Below are 17571 nucleotides of genomic sequence, written 5' to 3' on the forward strand. Positions count from 1 at the left end.
TTCTGTCAATTCGCCAACCACTGTTTGAGAATGGTTTTGAAGATTGTTTTGAAAATGGTTTTGAAGATAGCTTTAAAGACAATGTTGGAGACAGCTGAGCGTGATACCAAATAGTTCATTAGCTGTCTAACTCTCAGGGGTGACTTGTCATGTCGCAACAGGCGCTGCTGTTATTTCTAGCAGACACCGTTTTGGTCATTCATGTGCTATTTGTGGCCTTTGTGGTACTTGGTCTCATTGCTGTCTACGCAGGCTATTTGCTTAACTGGGGTTGGGTGCGTAACCGGACTTTCCGTCTCATCCATCTTTGCGCTATCGGTTATGTAGTCGTGCAGGCGTGGCTTGGGATCGTTTGCCCACTTACCCGTTGGGAGATGGCGTTGAGGGTAGAAGCGGGAGCCGCTACCTATGCAGGCTCCTTTATTCAACACTGGTTGAATAGCCTGCTTTATTTCACTGCACCAGAGTGGGTGTTTATACTAATTTATACGGCGTTTGGTAGCTTGGTATTCGCTAGCTGGTTGGTTGTGCGGCCTAACAAGCGTCCCCGTCAATAGGTTGTCACGGCCTGTTTTTTTAACTATCAATGTTTACTCTAGGGAAGGGGATATATGCTCACCACGATCATTATCTTAGTGGTAGTGGCGATTATCGTGTTTTATGTCGTCGCCATCTACAATCGGCTCGTTTCGCTACGAAACCGTTATCAAAATGCCTTTGCCCAGATTGAAGTACAGCTTAAGCGGCGGCATGACCTAATTCCTAACTTAGTAGAGACCGCCAAAGGCTATCTGAGCCATGAGCGGGAAACGCTGCAGTCGGTCATTGAGGCTCGCAACACGGCAGTGGCCGGACTTAAAGCAGCAGCGGCGAATCCAGGTAGCGCCAAAGCAATTGCTGATCTTGGCGGTGCTGAAGGTGCGCTAACTCAGGCGATGGGGCGGCTCAATGTCGTCATGGAAGCTTACCCAGACCTGAAAGCTTCGCAAAATATGATGCAGCTGTCAGAAGAGCTCACCAGCACGGAAAACAAGGTGGCTTTTGCGCGTCAGTCATTTAACGATGCGGTGATGCACTACAACACTTATCGGCAGAGCTTCCCCCCAGTGGCGGTGGCTGGCATGTTTGGGCATGGCCAAGATGCTTCGCTGTTAGAGTTTGAAGACAGCGCTCAGATCCAGGTGGCACCCAAGGTGTCGTTCTAAGCTATAGCGCAGGAGCCAGGATTACATGGATTTTTTCACTGCTCAGGAACACGCTCAGCGCAAAACCTGGCATCTGGTTATCTTGCTGGTACTGGCAGTGCTGGCGTTGGTGATCGTGACGACATTGGTCGTTGCCATCGCCTTGCATCTGGTGAGTGGTGCAGAACAAACCAGCCTTTCGGCACAGGGAATGTGGTCCGCGCTCTCATTTCAGCTAGTTGCTGGTGTGGCTATTGGGGTGCTGGCTGTTGTGGTGCTCGGCGGTCTATTTAAACAACGTCAGCTAAGTGGTGGTGGTCGGGCAGTCGCTGAAGCGCTGGGTGGACGAGAGATTAATCTAACGACCCACGACGCCGATGAACGCCGCATTCTCAATGTGGTTGAAGAAATGGCCATTGCATCGGGCACGCCAGTGCCTTCTGTTTATGTCGTAGAAGAAGAGGGCATTAATGCTTTCGCCGCGGGTTTCCAAACCACCGATGCGGTGATTGGTATTACCCGTGGCACCATCCGCAATCTAACGCGGGAAGAGTTGCAAGGTGTCGTTGCGCATGAGTTTAGTCATATTCTGTACGGTGATATGCGGCTAAACATACGCTTGGTCAGCATTCTCCACGGTATTCTTCTGATTGGGCTATTGGGTGGCACTTTGCTACGTAGCATGCGCTATCGGCGTGCTGGCGGCAGTAAACGTAACAACTCAGCGGCGGTAATTTTGGGGCTGGGAGCGGCGCTGATGGTGGTCGGCTATGCAGGCACCTTTTTTGGCAATCTGATTAAGTCAGCGGTCAGTCGGCAGCGCGAATATTTGGCGGATGCTTCGGCAGTACAGTTCACTCGTAACCCCTATGGCATTGGTAATGCGCTGGTCAAGATCGGCTCGCATCGTCAGGGTTCCTACCTGAAAGCGCCTCAGGCAGCGGAATTCAGCCACCTGTTTTTCGGCCAGGGCATAGAACTGGGGTTGACTCGTATGATGGCGACCCACCCGCCACTTAAAAGTCGTATTCAACGGGTAATGCCAGACTGGGATGGCCGCTTCGAGGTTCGCTGGCACTCGCAGCAAACTGATCATGACACCCCCGGCTCCGTAGATAGTGAAGATGGCAGTGAAGACCGTTCTGATGCGAAGCTAAGCAAAGGGACAATGACTGCTGTATTAACCGCAGCTTCTGCTCAAACGGCCATTAACGCTATCGGCCAGCCCACTCAACGCCATCTGGAACAAGCCAGGGCAACGCTAGAGGCGCTGCCAGAACGAATCAAAACCGCAGCCCATGAACCTTATACTGCTCGTGCGATAATCTATGCGCTGCTACTAAGTGATGAACCGTCAGTTCGTGAGCAGCAGCTAGAGGCATTACAACAAATTGCCTTGCCAGATGTTTATCGCGTGCTAATGGACATTGGGCCAGAAGTATTGAGGTTGGATATTGAGTTACGACTGCCGCTAGTTGAATTGGCATTACCAGCCTTAAAGTCACTTTCCGTTGAGCAGGCTCAACACTTTCGCCTCTGTATGGAGCGGTTGATCAACGCGGATGGCCACGTCAGTTTGTTTGAATGGATGCTGTATCAGCTGCTGCTGAACAATCTGGGCGAAAAGAACAGTGGACTCGCTCATCTTAAACTCAGCGATTTACAGCGAGAGTGCCAGCGCCTACTCAGTGTGCTAGCGGCAGCTGGCCAGGATAACCCTGAAGAGGTTAGCGCGGCGCTTAACGCAGCGGAAAGCGAGCTGCCGTTCGCCCTGTCTGCCACTAACGAAGTAAGTGATATGCGGGCGTTAAGTTTGGCCGTGGAGCGCTTACGGCGCTTAAAGCCGCTGCAAAAGCCCGTTCTTTTACAAGCCATGGCGCGCTGCATTGAGCATAGCGGGCATATTCGCCCAGCTGAAGCTGAGTTGTTCCGGGTAATGGCCGATATCCTCGACTGTCCGATGCCGCCACTGTTGTCAGATGAGCTGTAAAGTCGTGAGAGGGCAGTGCTTGAAGTCTATGGTCTATAAGCAGAGTGATAGCCAATATCGATGACTGAAATTACGTATATCTTATTATTATCATTGCTAGCTGGCGCGGCGATGCCCACGGGGGCATTGCTCGCTAGGCTTGATCTTGTGCATCCTTATTTCTTGGGTACTTCGTGGCGGCATTTCATTGTTGCTTTTGGCGGGGGTGCGCTTATATCGGCAGTCGCTTTGGTGCTAGTTCCTGAGGGAACGAGCAAACTGTCTCCTTTGTTTTCCGCATTGTGTTTTGCCGCTGGAGGGGTGTGCTTTTATCTTTTGGATACTTTTTTAAGTAGGCTGAACAGCTCTGTTGGACAGCTGGTCGCGATGCTTTCTGACTTTATCCCAGAAGCCATTGCTTTAGGCGCAGCCTTTGCCGCTGGAGGAAGCGCTGGATTATTGTTGGCCCTGTTAATGATTCTGCAAAACTTACCTGAAGGGTTTAATGCTTTTGAGGAGTTAAGCAGTCACTCTCAACTCTCATCAAATAAAATCGTGCTAGCTTTTAGTGGTTTAGCGTTAGTGGGGCCCGCTTCTGCCGCCACAGGGTATTACTTATTGTCTCAGTATGACGAGTTGATGGGCGCTTTAATGCTGTTTGCCAGTGCGGGAATCCTTTATTTAGTTTTCCAGGATATTGCACCAGAATCTAAGCTTGCACATCATAGTATGCCTGCAGTGGGTGCGGTTACTGGCTTCTTGCTTGGTTTAGTCGGCAATATGATGATTGCCGGTGGTTAATAATTTCAGCTCGTCTTTTTTCTGACACCGGTACTTTTCTTTTTCGTATAGCTTTTCTTTTTCGTATAGCTTTTTCTCGACTTACTAACACGCTTTGTCTGCCCACTGGCCTCGCCTTGGGCTGTTTGCAGGCTCTGCCTCAGCTTAGCCGCATCGCTGTGGGTAAGTAGTCCGCGAAGATCATCCAAGAGTGCTTGCTGAAACGCGCCGGGGTCATCCTGCTGTTCTGAGATTGCCCTAAGCCGCTGTTCCCAAAGCGCAGTGCGTTCTGGCGTGCTTACGGCGCTTGGCAAGGCGGCAATCAGCGCGCAGCCGAGTTTAGTGGCACGCAGGGCTTTTTGCTGACGTACCAAGTAGCCACGCTGTACCAGTGTTTCAATAATACCTGCGCGGGTTGCTTCGGTGCCAAGGCCATCGGTGTCACGTAGCGTACGGCGCACGTTGGGGTCATCTACGTAGCGACCAATGTTCATCATCGCTTTAATTAAACTGGCATCAGTGAACGGTTCCGGCGGGCGGGTTTCTTTCTCTTCAACGCCTGCGTCAAGTGCTTGGCAAGCTTCCCCCTGGGTGAGTGGCGGCAGCGGTGGAGTTTCATCGCGAGTGGTGAAGAGTGGCTTCCAACCGTGATCAAGAATGCTTTGGCCGCGAGCACGAAACGCTTCATCTAACAGGGTGAACTCAGCTTTCACCTCAAAGGTGCGCAGCGGCCGGTAAAACTGCGCCATCACATTGCGCACAATCAACCGAAATACATGGCCTTCAGTAGCGGAAAGCTGGCTAAAGTCGGCGGGCTTGCCCGTTGGTGCTAGGGCATGGTGGGCGCCTACTTGTTTGTCGTTCCAGGCTTTTGAGCGCAGGGTAAAGTCGGCTCCATTCAGCCACTGACGCAGCGTGTCATCGTTCTGGCTGGCGCTGCTTAAGCTACGCTGGGCCAGCGCTAGATGCTCTTCGGGCAGGTAGCGGCAGTCGGAGCGAGGGTAAGTAATTAATTTGTGCTGTTCATAAAGCCGCTGGCAAATATCCAGCACCATCTGTGCGGAAAGCCCATGGCGGCGCGCGGCGTCTACTTGTAGCGCAGAAAGCGAATAGGGCAGCGGCGGCGCTTGGCGTTTTTCCTGTTGATCGAGGGTGGTTAGGGTGCCCCGAGCGCCGGGAAGCCGTGCTGCTAAGGCATCGGCGGGAGTGCGATCAATCAGCCGTCCTTGTTCATCTAAGGGCTGGTGCGCTTTAGGTGCCCACCAGGCGCGCAGCTGGCCTTGGGCCACCTGTAAATCCGCCCACAGCGGGTAGAACGGGTGGGGCTTGAAGTCACTAATGGCATTGTCGCGGCGCACGATCAGCCCCAGTACTGGGGTTTGCACACGGCCAACGGAAAGCACGCCGTCATGCCCTGCTTGGCGGCCGGTTAGCGTCCAGGCGCGGGTTAAGTTAATGCCGTAAAGCCAGTCAGCACGCGAGCGCGCCTGTGCCGCTTGAAACAGCGGCTGGTATTCCATATTGGAGCGCAGCTTGGCAAGTGCACGGCTCACGGCGGGTTTGTTAAGGTCGCTGATCAGCAGCCTCTGAACAGGGCCGCGATACTTCATGTACTCAATTACTTCCTGCACCAGTAGTTGGCCTTCGCGATCTGGATCGCCAGCGTGGACCACGCTGGTGGCCTGCTTAATCAGCTTGCGAATCACTGCCAGTTGCCCACGCGCCTTAGGTCGCGGCATCAGTTTCCACTGCTGCGGCACAATGGGCAGCCGGTCTAGTCGCCACTGTTTATCGGCAGGGTCGTAAGCTTCGGGTGGTGCCTGTTCCAGCAAGTGGCCTAGGCACCACGTTACCGTGGTGTCGCCGCAGACCATAGCGCCATCCTGGCGTTTTGCGCTGCCGGGTAGTGCGTCAGCAATGGCCCGTGCAAGGCTGGGTTTCTCGGCGATAATCAAGCGCATACAGTGTGTGGCCCTGGCGTTTGGTCAACAAATTGCCATGTTAGCAGAACTTGCAACAGGTTAGCGTGTTGTCTATGCCATAGATAATTAGATGGAGTTGTTTTATAAGTAGATGGATTTATTTTTGTGTATAGTTTTTGTATAAAATTGGCAAATTGATTAAGCTGTCAGAAAGCAATTACTGAGGCGGTTTACATGCGCGAGCGCGGTAGAACACGACGTTTATTAGGGCTAGGTGCCCGCACTGGCGGGGCGCTGCTGAAAACCCGTTTAGGTGGCCAAGCTGATTGGCGGGCATTGGGTGAAGCGCTGTTTGAAGGGCTTTCTGAACTAAAAGGCCCGGCCATGAAGCTGGCGCAAATTATGTCTCAGTGGGATGACCTGTTGCCCCCAGATTTAGCGAACGAACTCGCTCGCTTACAACGTCAGGCAGAGCCCATGCCGTGGCCGCGTATTCGTGAAGCGTTGGTGCTTCAGTATGGTGATATTGATGAGTATTTTAGCCAAATAGAAGAGCGCCCGTTTGCTAGTGCCTCGATGGGGCAGGTGCATAAAGCAATCACCCTTGCAGGCGAAACCGTAGTGCTTAAAGTGCAGTATCCTGGGCTTGCGGATGTGCTTGAGAGCGATCTGAAACAGGTGAAACGTATTATGAGCCTGGGGCGTTGGTTCAAGGTGCCCCAAGCGCGTTTGGATGCGCTCTTTGAAGAGTTAGCGGCGGGGCTGCGTGAAGAGTTAGATTATCACGCTGAAGCGCAAGCGCTGGCCCGCTATCGTGAGCGGTATCAGGATAATCCTCAGCTGGTGATACCTGAGCCGCTGTTTGAGCTTTCCGGGCAGCATGTGTTGGCGATGCGTTACGTGGGAGGCACACCGCTGCGGGATTTAGAAAGCACTGATGATGCCACCCGTCAGAAAGTCGCAGTGGCACTGGCTGATTGGATTACCGAGGAGTTGTTTACCTATGGTGAGCTGCACGCTGACCCCCATGCCGGTAACTTTGCAGCAGATGCAGAAGGGCGCTTGGTTATCTATGATTTCGGCGCAGTGATACCAGTGCCGGAAGCGCGCTTGAAAGCCATGATGCAGTTATTAGATGCCACGCTGGCTCAAGACCCCATGGCGATGGATGATGCGCTAATGAAAATGGGTGGTCGTCAGGGGCAGGGTGCGCCGCTGGCACTTTATCGGGAGTCTGCAGAATGCGTATCGCCGCTGTTTGCCCCAGGTGAGCAGGATTTCAGTGATGTGCGGGTACACCGTCGCTTGCGCGAGCTAACGCCAAAAGTGTGGGCCGCCATGGATCGTCTGCAACCGCCAGCAGATACTTTGCTGCTTTCCCGCGCGCTTAATGGGCACTATTGGAACTTAGTGCGCCTTAAAGCACGTCTAGATATGCATACCCGCACCGAGCCACTGCTAGCCTGGGCACGCACCCCATAATGAATAGCCGCTGCGGGAGCGTCGCCTGTCATGCTAGACTATTGCGCTTTTCAATAGCGTTTTGAAGACAGTGGAGACGGCAATGCTGGCGGTATGGGTCGATCAACTGCTGGGATTTGCCTCTGGGGCACTCTCGGCAATTAGGCAGCAAGAACACTACCCCGATTTTATGACCTGGGTGCGTGCCGAAGGCGCGGATGCGTTTAATGGCGATGTGGCAACCGCTCAGGCGCTTGCACCTATTTTATGGTCGCAAACGCCGCTAGAGCGGCTTGATTTTGCAAGCGAACCGTTGGCCACCCCAGGCCGCAATGAGCCTTGCTGGTGTGATTCAGGGCGCAAGTTCAAACAGTGCTGCTACCGCGTTGACTTCCCCACGGATATACCTGAACAGATGATGTGGATGCTTTCCCTGCGTGAGTGGAAGGGCGCTACGCTTAAAGCAGCACTAGAAAGCCAACAAGCACCTGCCCAGGCCCTATTAGAAGCCGGGTTAATTGCTGCTGAAAGCGGCCAAACCGGGCGTTCAATGCAGATTCTTGAGTCTCTGTTTGATGGCAGTGATTGGTCGCGTTTGCCGGAGCAGGCCGAGCCTGCCTTTGAAATTTTGCTAGATATTTATCAAGAGCGTGGCTTTACCCGTAAGCGTGCTGATCTGCTTGACGACGTTATGGAACGCGGCCCGCTGTTTTTGCGCGGTGTAGCGCTAGAAAGGCTGTGCTTAATGCACCTGGATAACGATGACTTAGACAGCGCCCGTGCCGCGTTCGTAAAAGCGCAGCAGGCACTGCCGGATTCACCGACGCTAGCCTATATTGAAGCCATGCTGCTGCTGCATGAAGGCCATGAAGCCGAGGCCAAAGAGCGTGCTAATTTCTGGTATCGCCGTCTTGTTCGTCAGGGTGAGCTAGATGAAGAGCAGCTTGAATTTCTAGCAGCCCTGGCAGAAAACCCGGGTGCCACCCTAGCCGACCAGCTGTTGAGTGCTGAAGAAGATATGGCGACGCCGCTGGTGTCGTTGCAGGCACTGTTAGCTGCACTACCTATCGCTCCAAAGCTTACCATTGAGCAAGATGCCGATTCCGGAAGGTTGCACTACACCACCACTGCACGTGAAGAAACCCTGTTTGCGGCCTGGCACGAACAGTTTCAAGTGATGGTCGATGAAGAAGTTGCCTTGGGCTTTCGCGATGATCCGTGGGTGAATGCAATAGACTGGATGTCTGAGCTGTGTGCTCACCCAGAATGGTTGGATGCCCCCCAGGTAGTGCAAGATTTAACCCTGGCACTGACCAGTCGCTTTGGTAGCCTGCCGTGGATGGCACCGGGGTTGCTGGAACCGCTGGCGTTGCGCCTTTCCCGCTGGCTAGAGCAGGCTCGCGCTGCAGGTGACGGCAGCCTATGTTGGGATGATGCAGATAACGCCATGCTACTGCGGACAGGCCTTGCGCTGGTGGTAGGCATGGAGCGCGGAGCGCGCCAGCACTCCCGCGAGTTGGCCGAAGAGCTGCTCGCTATCGATCCGGAAGACAGCCTCGGCTTGAGGGAGCTAGTGCTTGATCAATTATTGCGTGATGACCGCAATGAAGAAGCGCTAGCGCTCACTGAGGAGCCTCAAAAAGACGATGGCTCTTTAGAATTGGGGTTATTGATGGGCCGTACTCTAGCCCTGTATCGGTTGGAAAATCACGATGCCGCTGAAGCAGCACTGGCGGATGTGATCGCCCATAATCGCTACGCCCTTGAGCTGCTATGCGCCGAGAACCCGCGGCCTTCAATGCCTCACGCGGATGGTCAGGTCGATCCTGGCTCCCGCGCAGAAGCATGGCAATATCGTACGTTGATGCGTGACCAGTGGCGCACCACGCCAGGAGCGCTGGCGTGGTTAGCGGATCACCGCTAGCTTTATTTTGCTTCTGCGATCACTGGGGTAGGCACCAACTGCTTATCTCGGCTGATCCAGATGGCTAGCAGAATGGCGGGTAACCCGAGCAGAGTGGCCACTACGAAGAAAGTGGCGTATCCCTGAGCGGTGACGACCAGCCCGCCAAAACCACTTAGAAATTTGCCTGGTAGTGTCATCAGCGACGAAAACAGTGCGTACTGAGTCGCGGTATACGCCCGCGACGTTAAGCTAGAGAGAAACGCAATAAAGACCGCACTAGCTAATCCGTTGGCAAGGTTGTCGCCAATAATGGTGACCACCAGCATGGGCAGTTGGTTGCCAATCAATGCCAAAGCTGCAAACAGTAGATTGGTTACCATGACAAAGCCAGCGCCAATGATAAGCAGTGGCCCAATGCCGTAGCGAGCAACCAGCAAACCGCCAAGAATTCCTCCCGTAATGCTCATGGCAATACCAAAAATATTGGTGACGTTAGCGATAGTGGCCAGCGAAAAGCCTAAGTCGATATACAGTGGATTTGCCATAGAGGCCATGGCAAGGTCGCTAATTCGGAACACTGCGATAAAGACTAAAATGCCTAGCGCCTTTACCCCATAGCGACGGAAGAAGTCGGTAAAAGGGCACACAATGGCACCAATCACCCAAGCACCTAAACGCCGCAAAACTTTTGGTTGGCCACGGCTGGCACGAATGAAGGCACGTACCTTTGGTTCGTGAATGAGTTGAACCGTGAGCGAAGCGCGCTTTGGTTCAGGGCGAATAAGCACAGTGATCACGCCAATGCCTACTAGCGCCGCCATGGAAAGATAAGCGGCATTCCAGGAAAATGCTGAGGCAACGTAGAGCGCACCCGCACCCGCTGCTAGCAGCCCCCCGCGATAGCCGATAATGTAAGTAGAAGCCATCGCAGCCTGTACATCGTCATCTGCTGATTCGATGCGATACGCGTCAATGGCGATATCCTGGGTGGCCGAGCCAAAGGCTACCAGCAGCGCAAAGGTCGCCACCCAGCCCAAATTGCCCACCGGGCTTACTCCCGCTAAGCCAATTAGCCCTATCGCAATCATTCCCTGGGCAAGCAGCATCCAACCACGGCGCTGTCCAAACGAACGCGTCAGGATTGGCAGTGCAAGTCGGTCAACAATAGGTGCCCAAAAAAACTTGATTGAGTAGAGCATGCCAATCCAGGCGAAAAAGCCAATAGCGGCCACTTCTACACCATCGCTGCGTAACCATGCAGAAAGGGTAGAAAACACCAGCAAAAAAGGCAGGCCTGCAGAAAAACCTAAAAACAACATAGTGATGACAGGGGCGCGACAGTAAATACCGAGCGCACTCGACCAACTACGCCGGGGTATCGGGGTGGGCATGTGGATTAACACTCCTAGAAAGAAAACGTCTGCATCTAGGCCCACTAAAAACTGGTCAGTGATAGACTAGGCCTGATATCCATGACAAAGCCGATAGCTTACCGGAGAGGAGTTTTCCATGTCGATTACAGCCCATCAGGTAGTCACTTTACACTATGTGTTAAGCGATGTGCTTAGCGATGGCAGCACCCGCGTGCTAGACGACTCCAACGCGCGTGCTAAGCCCCTAGAGTATCTCCATGGGCACGATAATATTTTGCCTGGTTTAGAGCGTGCTTTGGAAGATAAAACGGCTGGAGATGAGCTGCGAGTCACGCTTGCACCTGCTGATGCCTACGGAATTCGCAATGAAGACTTAGTGCAAGAAGTGAATCGTGCGTCGTTTGGCAACGCGGTGTTGGAACCGGGCAGCCGTTTCCAAACTGAAGGAGAAGCAGGCCCGCAAATTGTCACGGTGCTGAGCATTGATGGTGACATAGTAACGGTCGATACGAACCACCCGCTGGCAGGTCACACACTTCGTTATCAGGTTAATGTATTAGAAGTGCGGGATGCTACCCGTGCAGAATTGGCCAAAGGGCATCCACTGCCTCCAGGAACTGAACACAGCAAAGTAGAAGATCGAAAAGTGCTTTAATGGTTAATGGGCAGACATTGTCTATTGCTTTGTGCATTGCTGGGGCTTTTAATTTTAAGAGCCATCAAAACGTCAATGCGAACAAAATGTACGACGTATTTAACGCTGAAAGGCTCTTTAAGCGTTAAAAACTGATCCATATCAAGTTCCTGATAGGCCGAGATTAGCCCCTTTAAAAAGCTTGACCCAGGTCAGCTTCCTGCCGGTATTAAGACACTACGATGGTGTCATACATCACGGCGGGAGGGGATCACCATGTACTGGGATGATACTGTTATTTTCGGTCTAGTTACTGTCGCGTTAATGATCGTTTTTATGATTGGTTGGGTAGGTTTTGTCGTGCGTGATCATCTCCGAAAGGATGAACGTAAAAAGCATTAACGCCGCTTGTTGTGACAGTCGTCAGGGGAGGGGGCTTGCTTTTGATAGTGAGCTTCCTGTTGCCGGCCCATTTGGGCCGGCTTTTTTTGTTGGTAAAAAATTTTGTTGGCAAAAATGGATATCCTAAAACTGTTTCGTTAAGAATGGTTTCTAAGTAATTAGCTGATCTGTCTGGTAGAGTACACAGCAGCAAAATTAAGGCATAAAACTGCTAGGAAAACGTTTGCCATGAATGCTGTTACTTCCATTGTTGCCATACGCGGTTTCACGCATCATTTTCTAAAGGCTAGCGCTGTTTGCTTTCTGCTATTACTTAGTTGGCTATGCATGCCAGCTTATGCTCAGGCATTAAGTGTTATTAATGGTGAGAAAACTACAACGCTCTCCACCGATGAATTACGTCAGCAGTCGACAACGACGGTGACTCTATTCGACCCCTTTCAAGGGCGCGAAGTGGCTATGCGTGGGCTTGAGTTTCGTCGTTTTTTAATCGATCAGTTTGGCGAAGTTCCCCCTGCATTGCACTTTACAGCATGGGATGATTACGAAGTAACGCTCAGTGGCTGGGATGATCCTAAATGGTTAATGGTGACGGAAGAGGATGGAGAGCCTCTTACGTTGCGTTCTCGTGGGCCATTGCGCTTGGTAGAACAGTCGTACGACGATCAACGAGATATCGAAAATCTGCGTGAATTCAATGATTGGATTTGGATGATTCGTAGCATCGAGGCTCAGTGGTGACCGTCCAACCGCCGCCTAATCCGTTCGCTAGGAAGCGGCGCTATGTGACATGGCTATCGTTAAGCCTAATGAGCTTTATGGCGCTAATGGTGGTGATAGTATACGAAGCTCGCTGGGTATACCCAGAGATACAAGCGTATTTTAGCCAAACAGGCAGTTTGACAGGACAACAGTTAGCCACCCGATCACGGGAGTATTTACAGCGTGCACAGCGCTATTTACTTAGCGAATCGCTGTTTGAAGATGAGCAGCAAGCGCTTAGGCTTAATCTAGATCTCGCCTATGGGTTAATTGACATTGATGTGTATCGTCAAAAATATACTTGCACCAATACCAGTCTTCAGACCCTAACGTTGCTGACCCAACGCCTCGATGAAAATAACGTGGCACCGTTTGACGCCGCCGCTGAATTATTAGGCCCCATTGAATGTTTAACACGCATTGAGATGAACCAGCTTGATCTGCGTGGTATGGCGATTAATGAGTTTTCTCAAAACACACGCCGTCATAATCAGGTTGTCACCTATTCTAGTTTGGTGATTTTTGTACTGGGGCTACTGTTTTGGCGAATGCATGAGCGTCAGTTGCGACGTACTGAGCACGCCACAGAGCAAATGTTGATCTGGATGCAGCAGGCAATGTGCGATCCCCTGACAGGCATAGGCAATCGAAGTGCGCTGCATCAAGATATCGTCAATAACGAAGGGGAATCCCTTGCCTTGATTTTGGTTGATATTGACTTTTTTAAGCAATACAACGATTTTTTGGGCCACCCCGAAGGAGATCAACTATTGCGGCGCCTAGCACGCCTTCTCAAACACGTGCTTGGTAAAGACGCAAAACTGTATCGACTCGGAGGTGATGAGTTTGCTGCTGTAGTGCCTTGTAATGACGATGCGCTATTGGTTAGTTATTGTGATCAAGTGACCTCTGCTTTACAGGAAGCCGATTTTAAACATCCTGCGCATCCAGATAATGAAAGGGTAACGCTGAGTATTGGCGCTGTGCGCTTTACTGCAGGGGAGTTCACGCTCTCTACTGCCTATGAAGCGGCTGACAAAGCGCTTTACCGAGTAAAGAGCGCAGGGCGTGATGACTGGCAGATTACCGCAGCTGCATAATGCTTTCACAAAACACAGCAAGTTAATTAAAAAAAGTAAACAATGGGAAAGTGGTGCCCAGCCGGTGGTTTGGCATTTGCTTCGGGGCTAGGATTGTTTTTGAAACAGTGTTTCATAACCTTTCTAGCGATTAATCCGGAGTGCTGATATGAGCAATGAAGCCGATTCCCTGCTGAATAAACGGCGTTCACGCCGTCAAGTGCTAGCAAGTTTAGGCCTTGGCGCCGCTGCACTTTACGTTGCCCCTACGCTGTTTTCCATGGGGCAAGCTGAAGCGCGCGAACATCACCATTCCCGTTCACGTTACTCGCGGCCCAGCTATTCAAGGCCCCGTTATTCAAGACATAGCTATTCAAGACCAAGCTATTCAAGACATAGCTATTCAAGACCCCGCTATTCAAAAACAAAGCATTCACGCCCAGGTTATTCCCGTCCTTACTACTCTCGCCCACAGCGCTCTCGTTGGGATAGAGATGCTGTTATTGAGATTCGCATAAGTCGTTTATTACCTCGCTGGTAGGATTGAACGTGGCTAGCACATCGATTACTGACGATTATGCACTGGAAAATATTGGTCCTTGCTTGCGCTTGGTTGATGCTGAAAACCTACTTCCAGTGATTCAACAGGCAATGCCTGGCTGGCAGTTAACACCCTGTGAGCCTCAGCAGCATGCGCCTGCTATTTGCGTTTGGCAGCATCCTAATGGTTACTGGCAGGAAGCGCCGGCATTACCGGGTGGCATGTTATTAGATACACCCGCAGGGACCGCATGCAGTGTGATTGCTGATTTAGCGGGTGCCTATCTTCGGCATCATCCTGAGCATATTGGGATTCACTGCGGGGCGGTAGAGGTTAATCAACAGCTAGTAATATTTCCGGATAGCCACCGAGCGGGTAAAAGTACTCTGACCGCAGCGTTTGCCGCGGCTGGTTATCGGGTGTTCGGCGATGATGTACTTACACTTAACAGTTATGGTGAAGGGATAGCGCTGGGTGTTGCACCTAGATTGCGTTTACCGTTGCCCGAGACTCTAGCGTCTGAGTTTCATCAGTTTGTTGCCACTCATCTTGGGCCGCATGATAATCGCTACGGCTACTTAGCGTTAAACGAGCAGCAGCTGGCATCACATGGGGTGCGTTGTCCGCTAGGCGCCATACTCCTTATTGAGCGCGATGAATCGATCAGTGAGCCACAGCTTGTTCGCCTGCAGCCAGGGGATGGACTCTGGCAGTTGTTGCAGCAGAATTTTGCTGAGCATGAGTCGGATAAAACGTTGATTGAACGCTTTTTGCCACTCTTAAAAGATTTGCCGTGTTTTTTAATGCGTTACCGAGATGCTTACGAAGCGGCAACGTGGCTGGCAACCGAGATAGATAACGATGGGTTTCTTGGCGGTGCTGTGGCGACGAATATGTGTCGTCGCCAAACTGCGCCTGAGGCGTTCAAACAGAGCCATGTACTGGCACCAAACGACACGCGCAGGTGGCAAATTAGCCCGGTGGCTCATGAGTTTCCATTGGGTGAAGAGCTGTTCGTCATTGCGAAAGAGGGCGGCGAAATTCATCGTTTGAATGTGACGAGTAGAGCCGTGTGGGCGCTGCTGCAGCATGAGGCTCTATGCCAAGATGACATTGTTGATACCTTAATGGTTTTTTTTGTTGGTGCTAGCAGGCAAAGTATCAAGCGGGATATCTGCCATTTACTGGGCCAACTAGTCAGCTTAGGGTTAGTGCAGCCTGTCGCCGATTAACGCCAATCATCTCGCCATGCTTTTAGCACCCGTTCTGGGTACCATGTTTGTCCTAGGCTGCCGTTATAACGAGCCAATGCGCGGGTGAAGTCGCCGCGTTCGACGGCGAGGTAGTGGGCTAAAATAGTGCAGCCATAACGCAGATTACGATTAGGATCGCTAAGGTTGTCTATTGGCAGGCCAAGCTCTTCGACCCAGAAAGGCATAATTTGCATGAGTCCGGTAGCGCCAGCAGACGAGACCGCATCGGCTTCAAATGCGCTCTCTACTTGAATGAGAGCTAGCACTAGCTCAGGTGGTAAGCCCGCTAAATGGGCTTCTTGGTACAGCCTCGTTAATAATTCGTGGCGTTGTGCTGGTTCGCGGATAAACCGTGATAGTGGCGCATCCATACGGCTACGCCACTGTTGCAACTGCTGCTGAGAATAAGATGTTTGTTGATGGGCAGCATCAAGGGTCAGTCGCAGCGGTGCTGCCACTGCATTGGCCGTCAGCAAGGCAGCAATGAACATGCTGCCTGCTAAAAGCCACCGGTTAACCCAGCGAAAATGCCACGCTATTGCGCCCAGCAACATACGTGGTCTTACTTATTGCTACTCAGCCCTGCTTTTTCACGCAAGAAATCAATAATGGTGTCAGCAGGAATCATGGTCGCCTCATTATCTCGGCGACCTTTGTATTCCAGTTCACCGTTATCTAGGCCGCGATCACCAATCACCAAGCGGTGGGGCACACCCATCAGTTCCAGGTCGGCAAACTTAACACCGGGGCGTGTATCGCGGTCGTCAAGCAGCACGTCTAAGCCCGCCGCTGTTAGTGCTTGGTAAAGGCGTTCAGACTCTTCGCGCACACGTTGTGATTTGTGGGCGTTCATCGGTACCAGCGCTACTTGGAACGGTGCGATGGCGTTTGGCCAGATAATGCCTGAATCATCGTGGTTTTGCTCAATGGCGGCAGCTACCACGCGGGTAACGCCGATGCCATAGCAGCCCATCCATGGGTGACTGGTTTTACCGTTGTCGCCCAGTACTGTCGCGTTCATTGCTTCGGAATACTTTTGTCCAAGCTGGAAGACGTGACCCACTTCTATGCCACGTTTGATAGAAAGCGTGCCTTTACCGTCGGGCGAAGGGTCACCCTCTACCACGTTACGTAGATCGGCAACTTGGGGTAGGGCAACGTCGCGCTCCCAGTTAATGCCAAAGTAGTGCTGACCATCGATATTTGCGCCGGCACCAAAATCACTTATTAGCGCTACACTGCGGTCAATAATGATCGGCATTTCCAAGCCGACAGGGCCGAGGGAGCCAGGCCCTGCTCCAACGGCTGCACGAATTTCTTCTTCACTCGCCATGGTCAGCGGAGCGGCCACCTGGGGAAGGTTTTCAGCTTTGACTTCATTTAGCTCATGGTCGCCACGGATAAGAAGAGCAATCAAGCCACCTTCGGCGGCGTGCACCATTAGCGTTTTAATGGTCTTTTCGATAGGCAGGTCGTACTGCTCGACCAGGGCGGCGATAGTTTTAGCGTTTGGTGTATCGACCAAGCGTATCTCTTCGCTGGGGGCTGCGCGCTCTACGTTGCTACCGAGAGGTGCGGGGAGAGCCTCAGCTTTTTCCATGTTAGCGGCGTAATTAGAGGCGTTGGAGAACACAATATCATCTTCTCCTGAATCGGCTAATACGTGAAACTCGTGGGAGCCAGTACCGCCAATCGAGCCGTTGTCAGCAATGACAGGGCGGAAGTCGAGACCTAGGCGAGTGAAGATGCGTGTATAGGCATCATACATCGCTTGGTAAGTCTCTTTGAGGGAGGCTTCGTCCAGATGGAAGGAGTAAGCATCCTTCATAATAAACTCGCGAGAGCGCATCACTCCAAAGCGTGGGCGAATCTCATCACGGAATTTTGTCTGGATTTGATAGAAGTTAACCGGTAATTGCTTATAGCTGGCAATTTCTTTACGAACCAGGTCGGTAATCACTTCTTCATGGGTTGGGCCTACGCAGTAATCGCGCTCGTGACGGTCTTTCAGACGCAGCAGTTCCGGGCCGTACTGCTCCCAGCGGCCAGACTCTTGCCATAGGTCAGCAGGCTGCACGGCGGGCATCAATACTTCCTGAGCGCCAGCACGGTTCATCTCTTCGCGAACAATGGCTTCAACCTTACGCAGCGTGCGTAGGCCAAGAGGCAGCCACGTATAGAGGCCAGAGGTAAGACGACGGATCATACCAGCGCGCAGCATTAACTGGTGGCTGATGACTTCAGCGTCGGCCGGAGTTTCTTTTAATGTCGCAATCAATAATTGGCTGGCGCGCATGGGCGTGAG

The 17571-nt window shown here is 52.2% G+C and carries 16 protein-coding genes; 12 read left to right on the plus strand and 4 right to left on the minus strand.

Annotated features, from left to right (window positions below; translation table 11 throughout):
- The first annotated feature begins 149 nt into the window (after positions 1 to 149).
- From M0220_RS15520 to M0220_RS15535, 4 genes are read left to right on the plus strand one after another with little or no spacing between them, the layout of a single operon-like run.
- Positions 150 to 557, plus strand: coding sequence for a DUF2784 domain-containing protein (locus tag M0220_RS15520; protein ID WP_030072576.1), 408 nt, complete (start codon positions 150 to 152; stop codon positions 555 to 557).
- Between the two features lie 54 nt (positions 558 to 611).
- Positions 612 to 1205: a LemA family protein gene (locus M0220_RS15525; RefSeq protein WP_030072578.1), complete on the plus strand. Its 594-nt coding sequence runs from the start codon at positions 612 to 614 to the stop codon at positions 1203 to 1205.
- Positions 1206 to 1230: 25 nt separating this feature from the next.
- Positions 1231 to 3174: a M48 family metallopeptidase gene (locus M0220_RS15530; protein WP_264018161.1), complete on the plus strand. Its 1944-nt coding sequence runs from the start codon at positions 1231 to 1233 to the stop codon at positions 3172 to 3174.
- A 60-nt stretch (positions 3175 to 3234) separates the two neighbouring features.
- Positions 3235 to 3954: a ZIP family metal transporter gene (locus M0220_RS15535; RefSeq protein WP_030072581.1), complete on the plus strand. Its 720-nt coding sequence runs from the start codon at positions 3235 to 3237 to the stop codon at positions 3952 to 3954.
- A 5-nt stretch (positions 3955 to 3959) separates the two neighbouring features.
- Here the strand turns inward: M0220_RS15535 and M0220_RS15540 are convergent, their stop codons facing one another.
- Positions 3960 to 5894: a DNA topoisomerase III gene (locus M0220_RS15540; RefSeq protein WP_264018162.1), complete on the minus strand. Its 1935-nt coding sequence runs from the start codon at positions 5892 to 5894 to the stop codon at positions 3960 to 3962.
- 195 nt (positions 5895 to 6089) lie between these two features.
- On the opposite strand from M0220_RS15540, the gene M0220_RS15545 reads away from it, so the two are divergent.
- On the plus strand, positions 6090 to 7337 hold the full coding sequence (locus M0220_RS15545; RefSeq protein WP_264018163.1) for an ABC1 kinase family protein: 1248 nt from the start codon (positions 6090 to 6092) through the stop codon (positions 7335 to 7337).
- An 82-nt stretch (positions 7338 to 7419) separates the two neighbouring features.
- Positions 7420 to 9240 (plus strand): SEC-C domain-containing protein, encoded by a 1821-nt coding sequence (locus M0220_RS15550; protein ID WP_030072587.1) that lies wholly within the window; start codon positions 7420 to 7422, stop codon positions 9238 to 9240.
- Positions 9241 to 9242: 2 nt separating this feature from the next.
- Here the strand turns inward: M0220_RS15550 and M0220_RS15555 are convergent, their stop codons facing one another.
- Positions 9243 to 10613 (minus strand): AmpG family muropeptide MFS transporter, encoded by a 1371-nt coding sequence (locus M0220_RS15555; protein ID WP_030072589.1) that lies wholly within the window; start codon positions 10611 to 10613, stop codon positions 9243 to 9245.
- A gap of 118 nt (positions 10614 to 10731) precedes the next feature.
- On the opposite strand from M0220_RS15555, the gene M0220_RS15560 reads away from it, so the two are divergent.
- From M0220_RS15560 to M0220_RS15580, 6 genes are all read left to right on the plus strand, one after another.
- Positions 10732 to 11250 carry an FKBP-type peptidyl-prolyl cis-trans isomerase gene (locus M0220_RS15560; protein WP_030072591.1) on the plus strand — a complete coding sequence of 173 codons (519 nt, stop codon included), beginning with the start codon at positions 10732 to 10734 and terminating at the stop codon, positions 11248 to 11250.
- A gap of 255 nt (positions 11251 to 11505) precedes the next feature.
- On the plus strand, positions 11506 to 11631 hold the full coding sequence (gene ccoM / locus M0220_RS17450; protein ID WP_009724614.1) for a cytochrome c oxidase subunit CcoM: 126 nt from the start codon (positions 11506 to 11508) through the stop codon (positions 11629 to 11631).
- Between the two features lie 228 nt (positions 11632 to 11859).
- Positions 11860 to 12372, plus strand: coding sequence for a hypothetical protein (locus tag M0220_RS15565; RefSeq protein WP_264018164.1), 513 nt, complete (start codon positions 11860 to 11862; stop codon positions 12370 to 12372).
- 44 nt (positions 12373 to 12416) lie between these two features.
- Complete coding sequence (locus M0220_RS15570) at positions 12417 to 13493, plus strand: GGDEF domain-containing protein (RefSeq protein WP_084180443.1); 1077 nt, start codon at positions 12417 to 12419, stop codon at positions 13491 to 13493.
- 218 nt (positions 13494 to 13711) lie between these two features.
- The gene (locus M0220_RS15575) at positions 13712 to 13990 is read left to right on the plus strand and encodes a hypothetical protein (protein WP_264018165.1); all 279 of its coding nucleotides are present in this window, start codon (positions 13712 to 13714) and stop codon (positions 13988 to 13990) included.
- A 31-nt stretch (positions 13991 to 14021) separates the two neighbouring features.
- Positions 14022 to 15245 carry a PqqD family protein gene (locus M0220_RS15580; protein ID WP_264018166.1) on the plus strand — a complete coding sequence of 408 codons (1224 nt, stop codon included), beginning with the start codon at positions 14022 to 14024 and terminating at the stop codon, positions 15243 to 15245.
- Here the strand turns inward: M0220_RS15580 and M0220_RS15585 are convergent.
- Both M0220_RS15585 and M0220_RS15590 read right to left on the minus strand, forming a co-directional pair.
- Positions 15242 to 15757, minus strand: a complete 516-nt coding sequence (locus tag M0220_RS15585) for a lytic transglycosylase domain-containing protein (protein ID WP_232222370.1) — start codon at positions 15755 to 15757, stop codon at positions 15242 to 15244. The two genes, M0220_RS15580 and M0220_RS15585, sit on opposite strands and share 4 nt — an antisense overlap.
- A 71-nt stretch (positions 15758 to 15828) precedes the next feature.
- The gene (locus M0220_RS15590; protein ID WP_264018168.1) at positions 15829 to 17562 is read right to left on the minus strand and encodes a proline--tRNA ligase; all 1734 of its coding nucleotides are present in this window, start codon (positions 17560 to 17562) and stop codon (positions 15829 to 15831) included.
- Positions 17563 to 17571: the final 9 nt, after the last annotated feature.

This window comes from Halomonas qinghailakensis (genome assembly GCF_025820815.1).
GTDB lineage: Bacteria > Pseudomonadota > Gammaproteobacteria > Pseudomonadales > Halomonadaceae > Vreelandella > Vreelandella qaidamensis.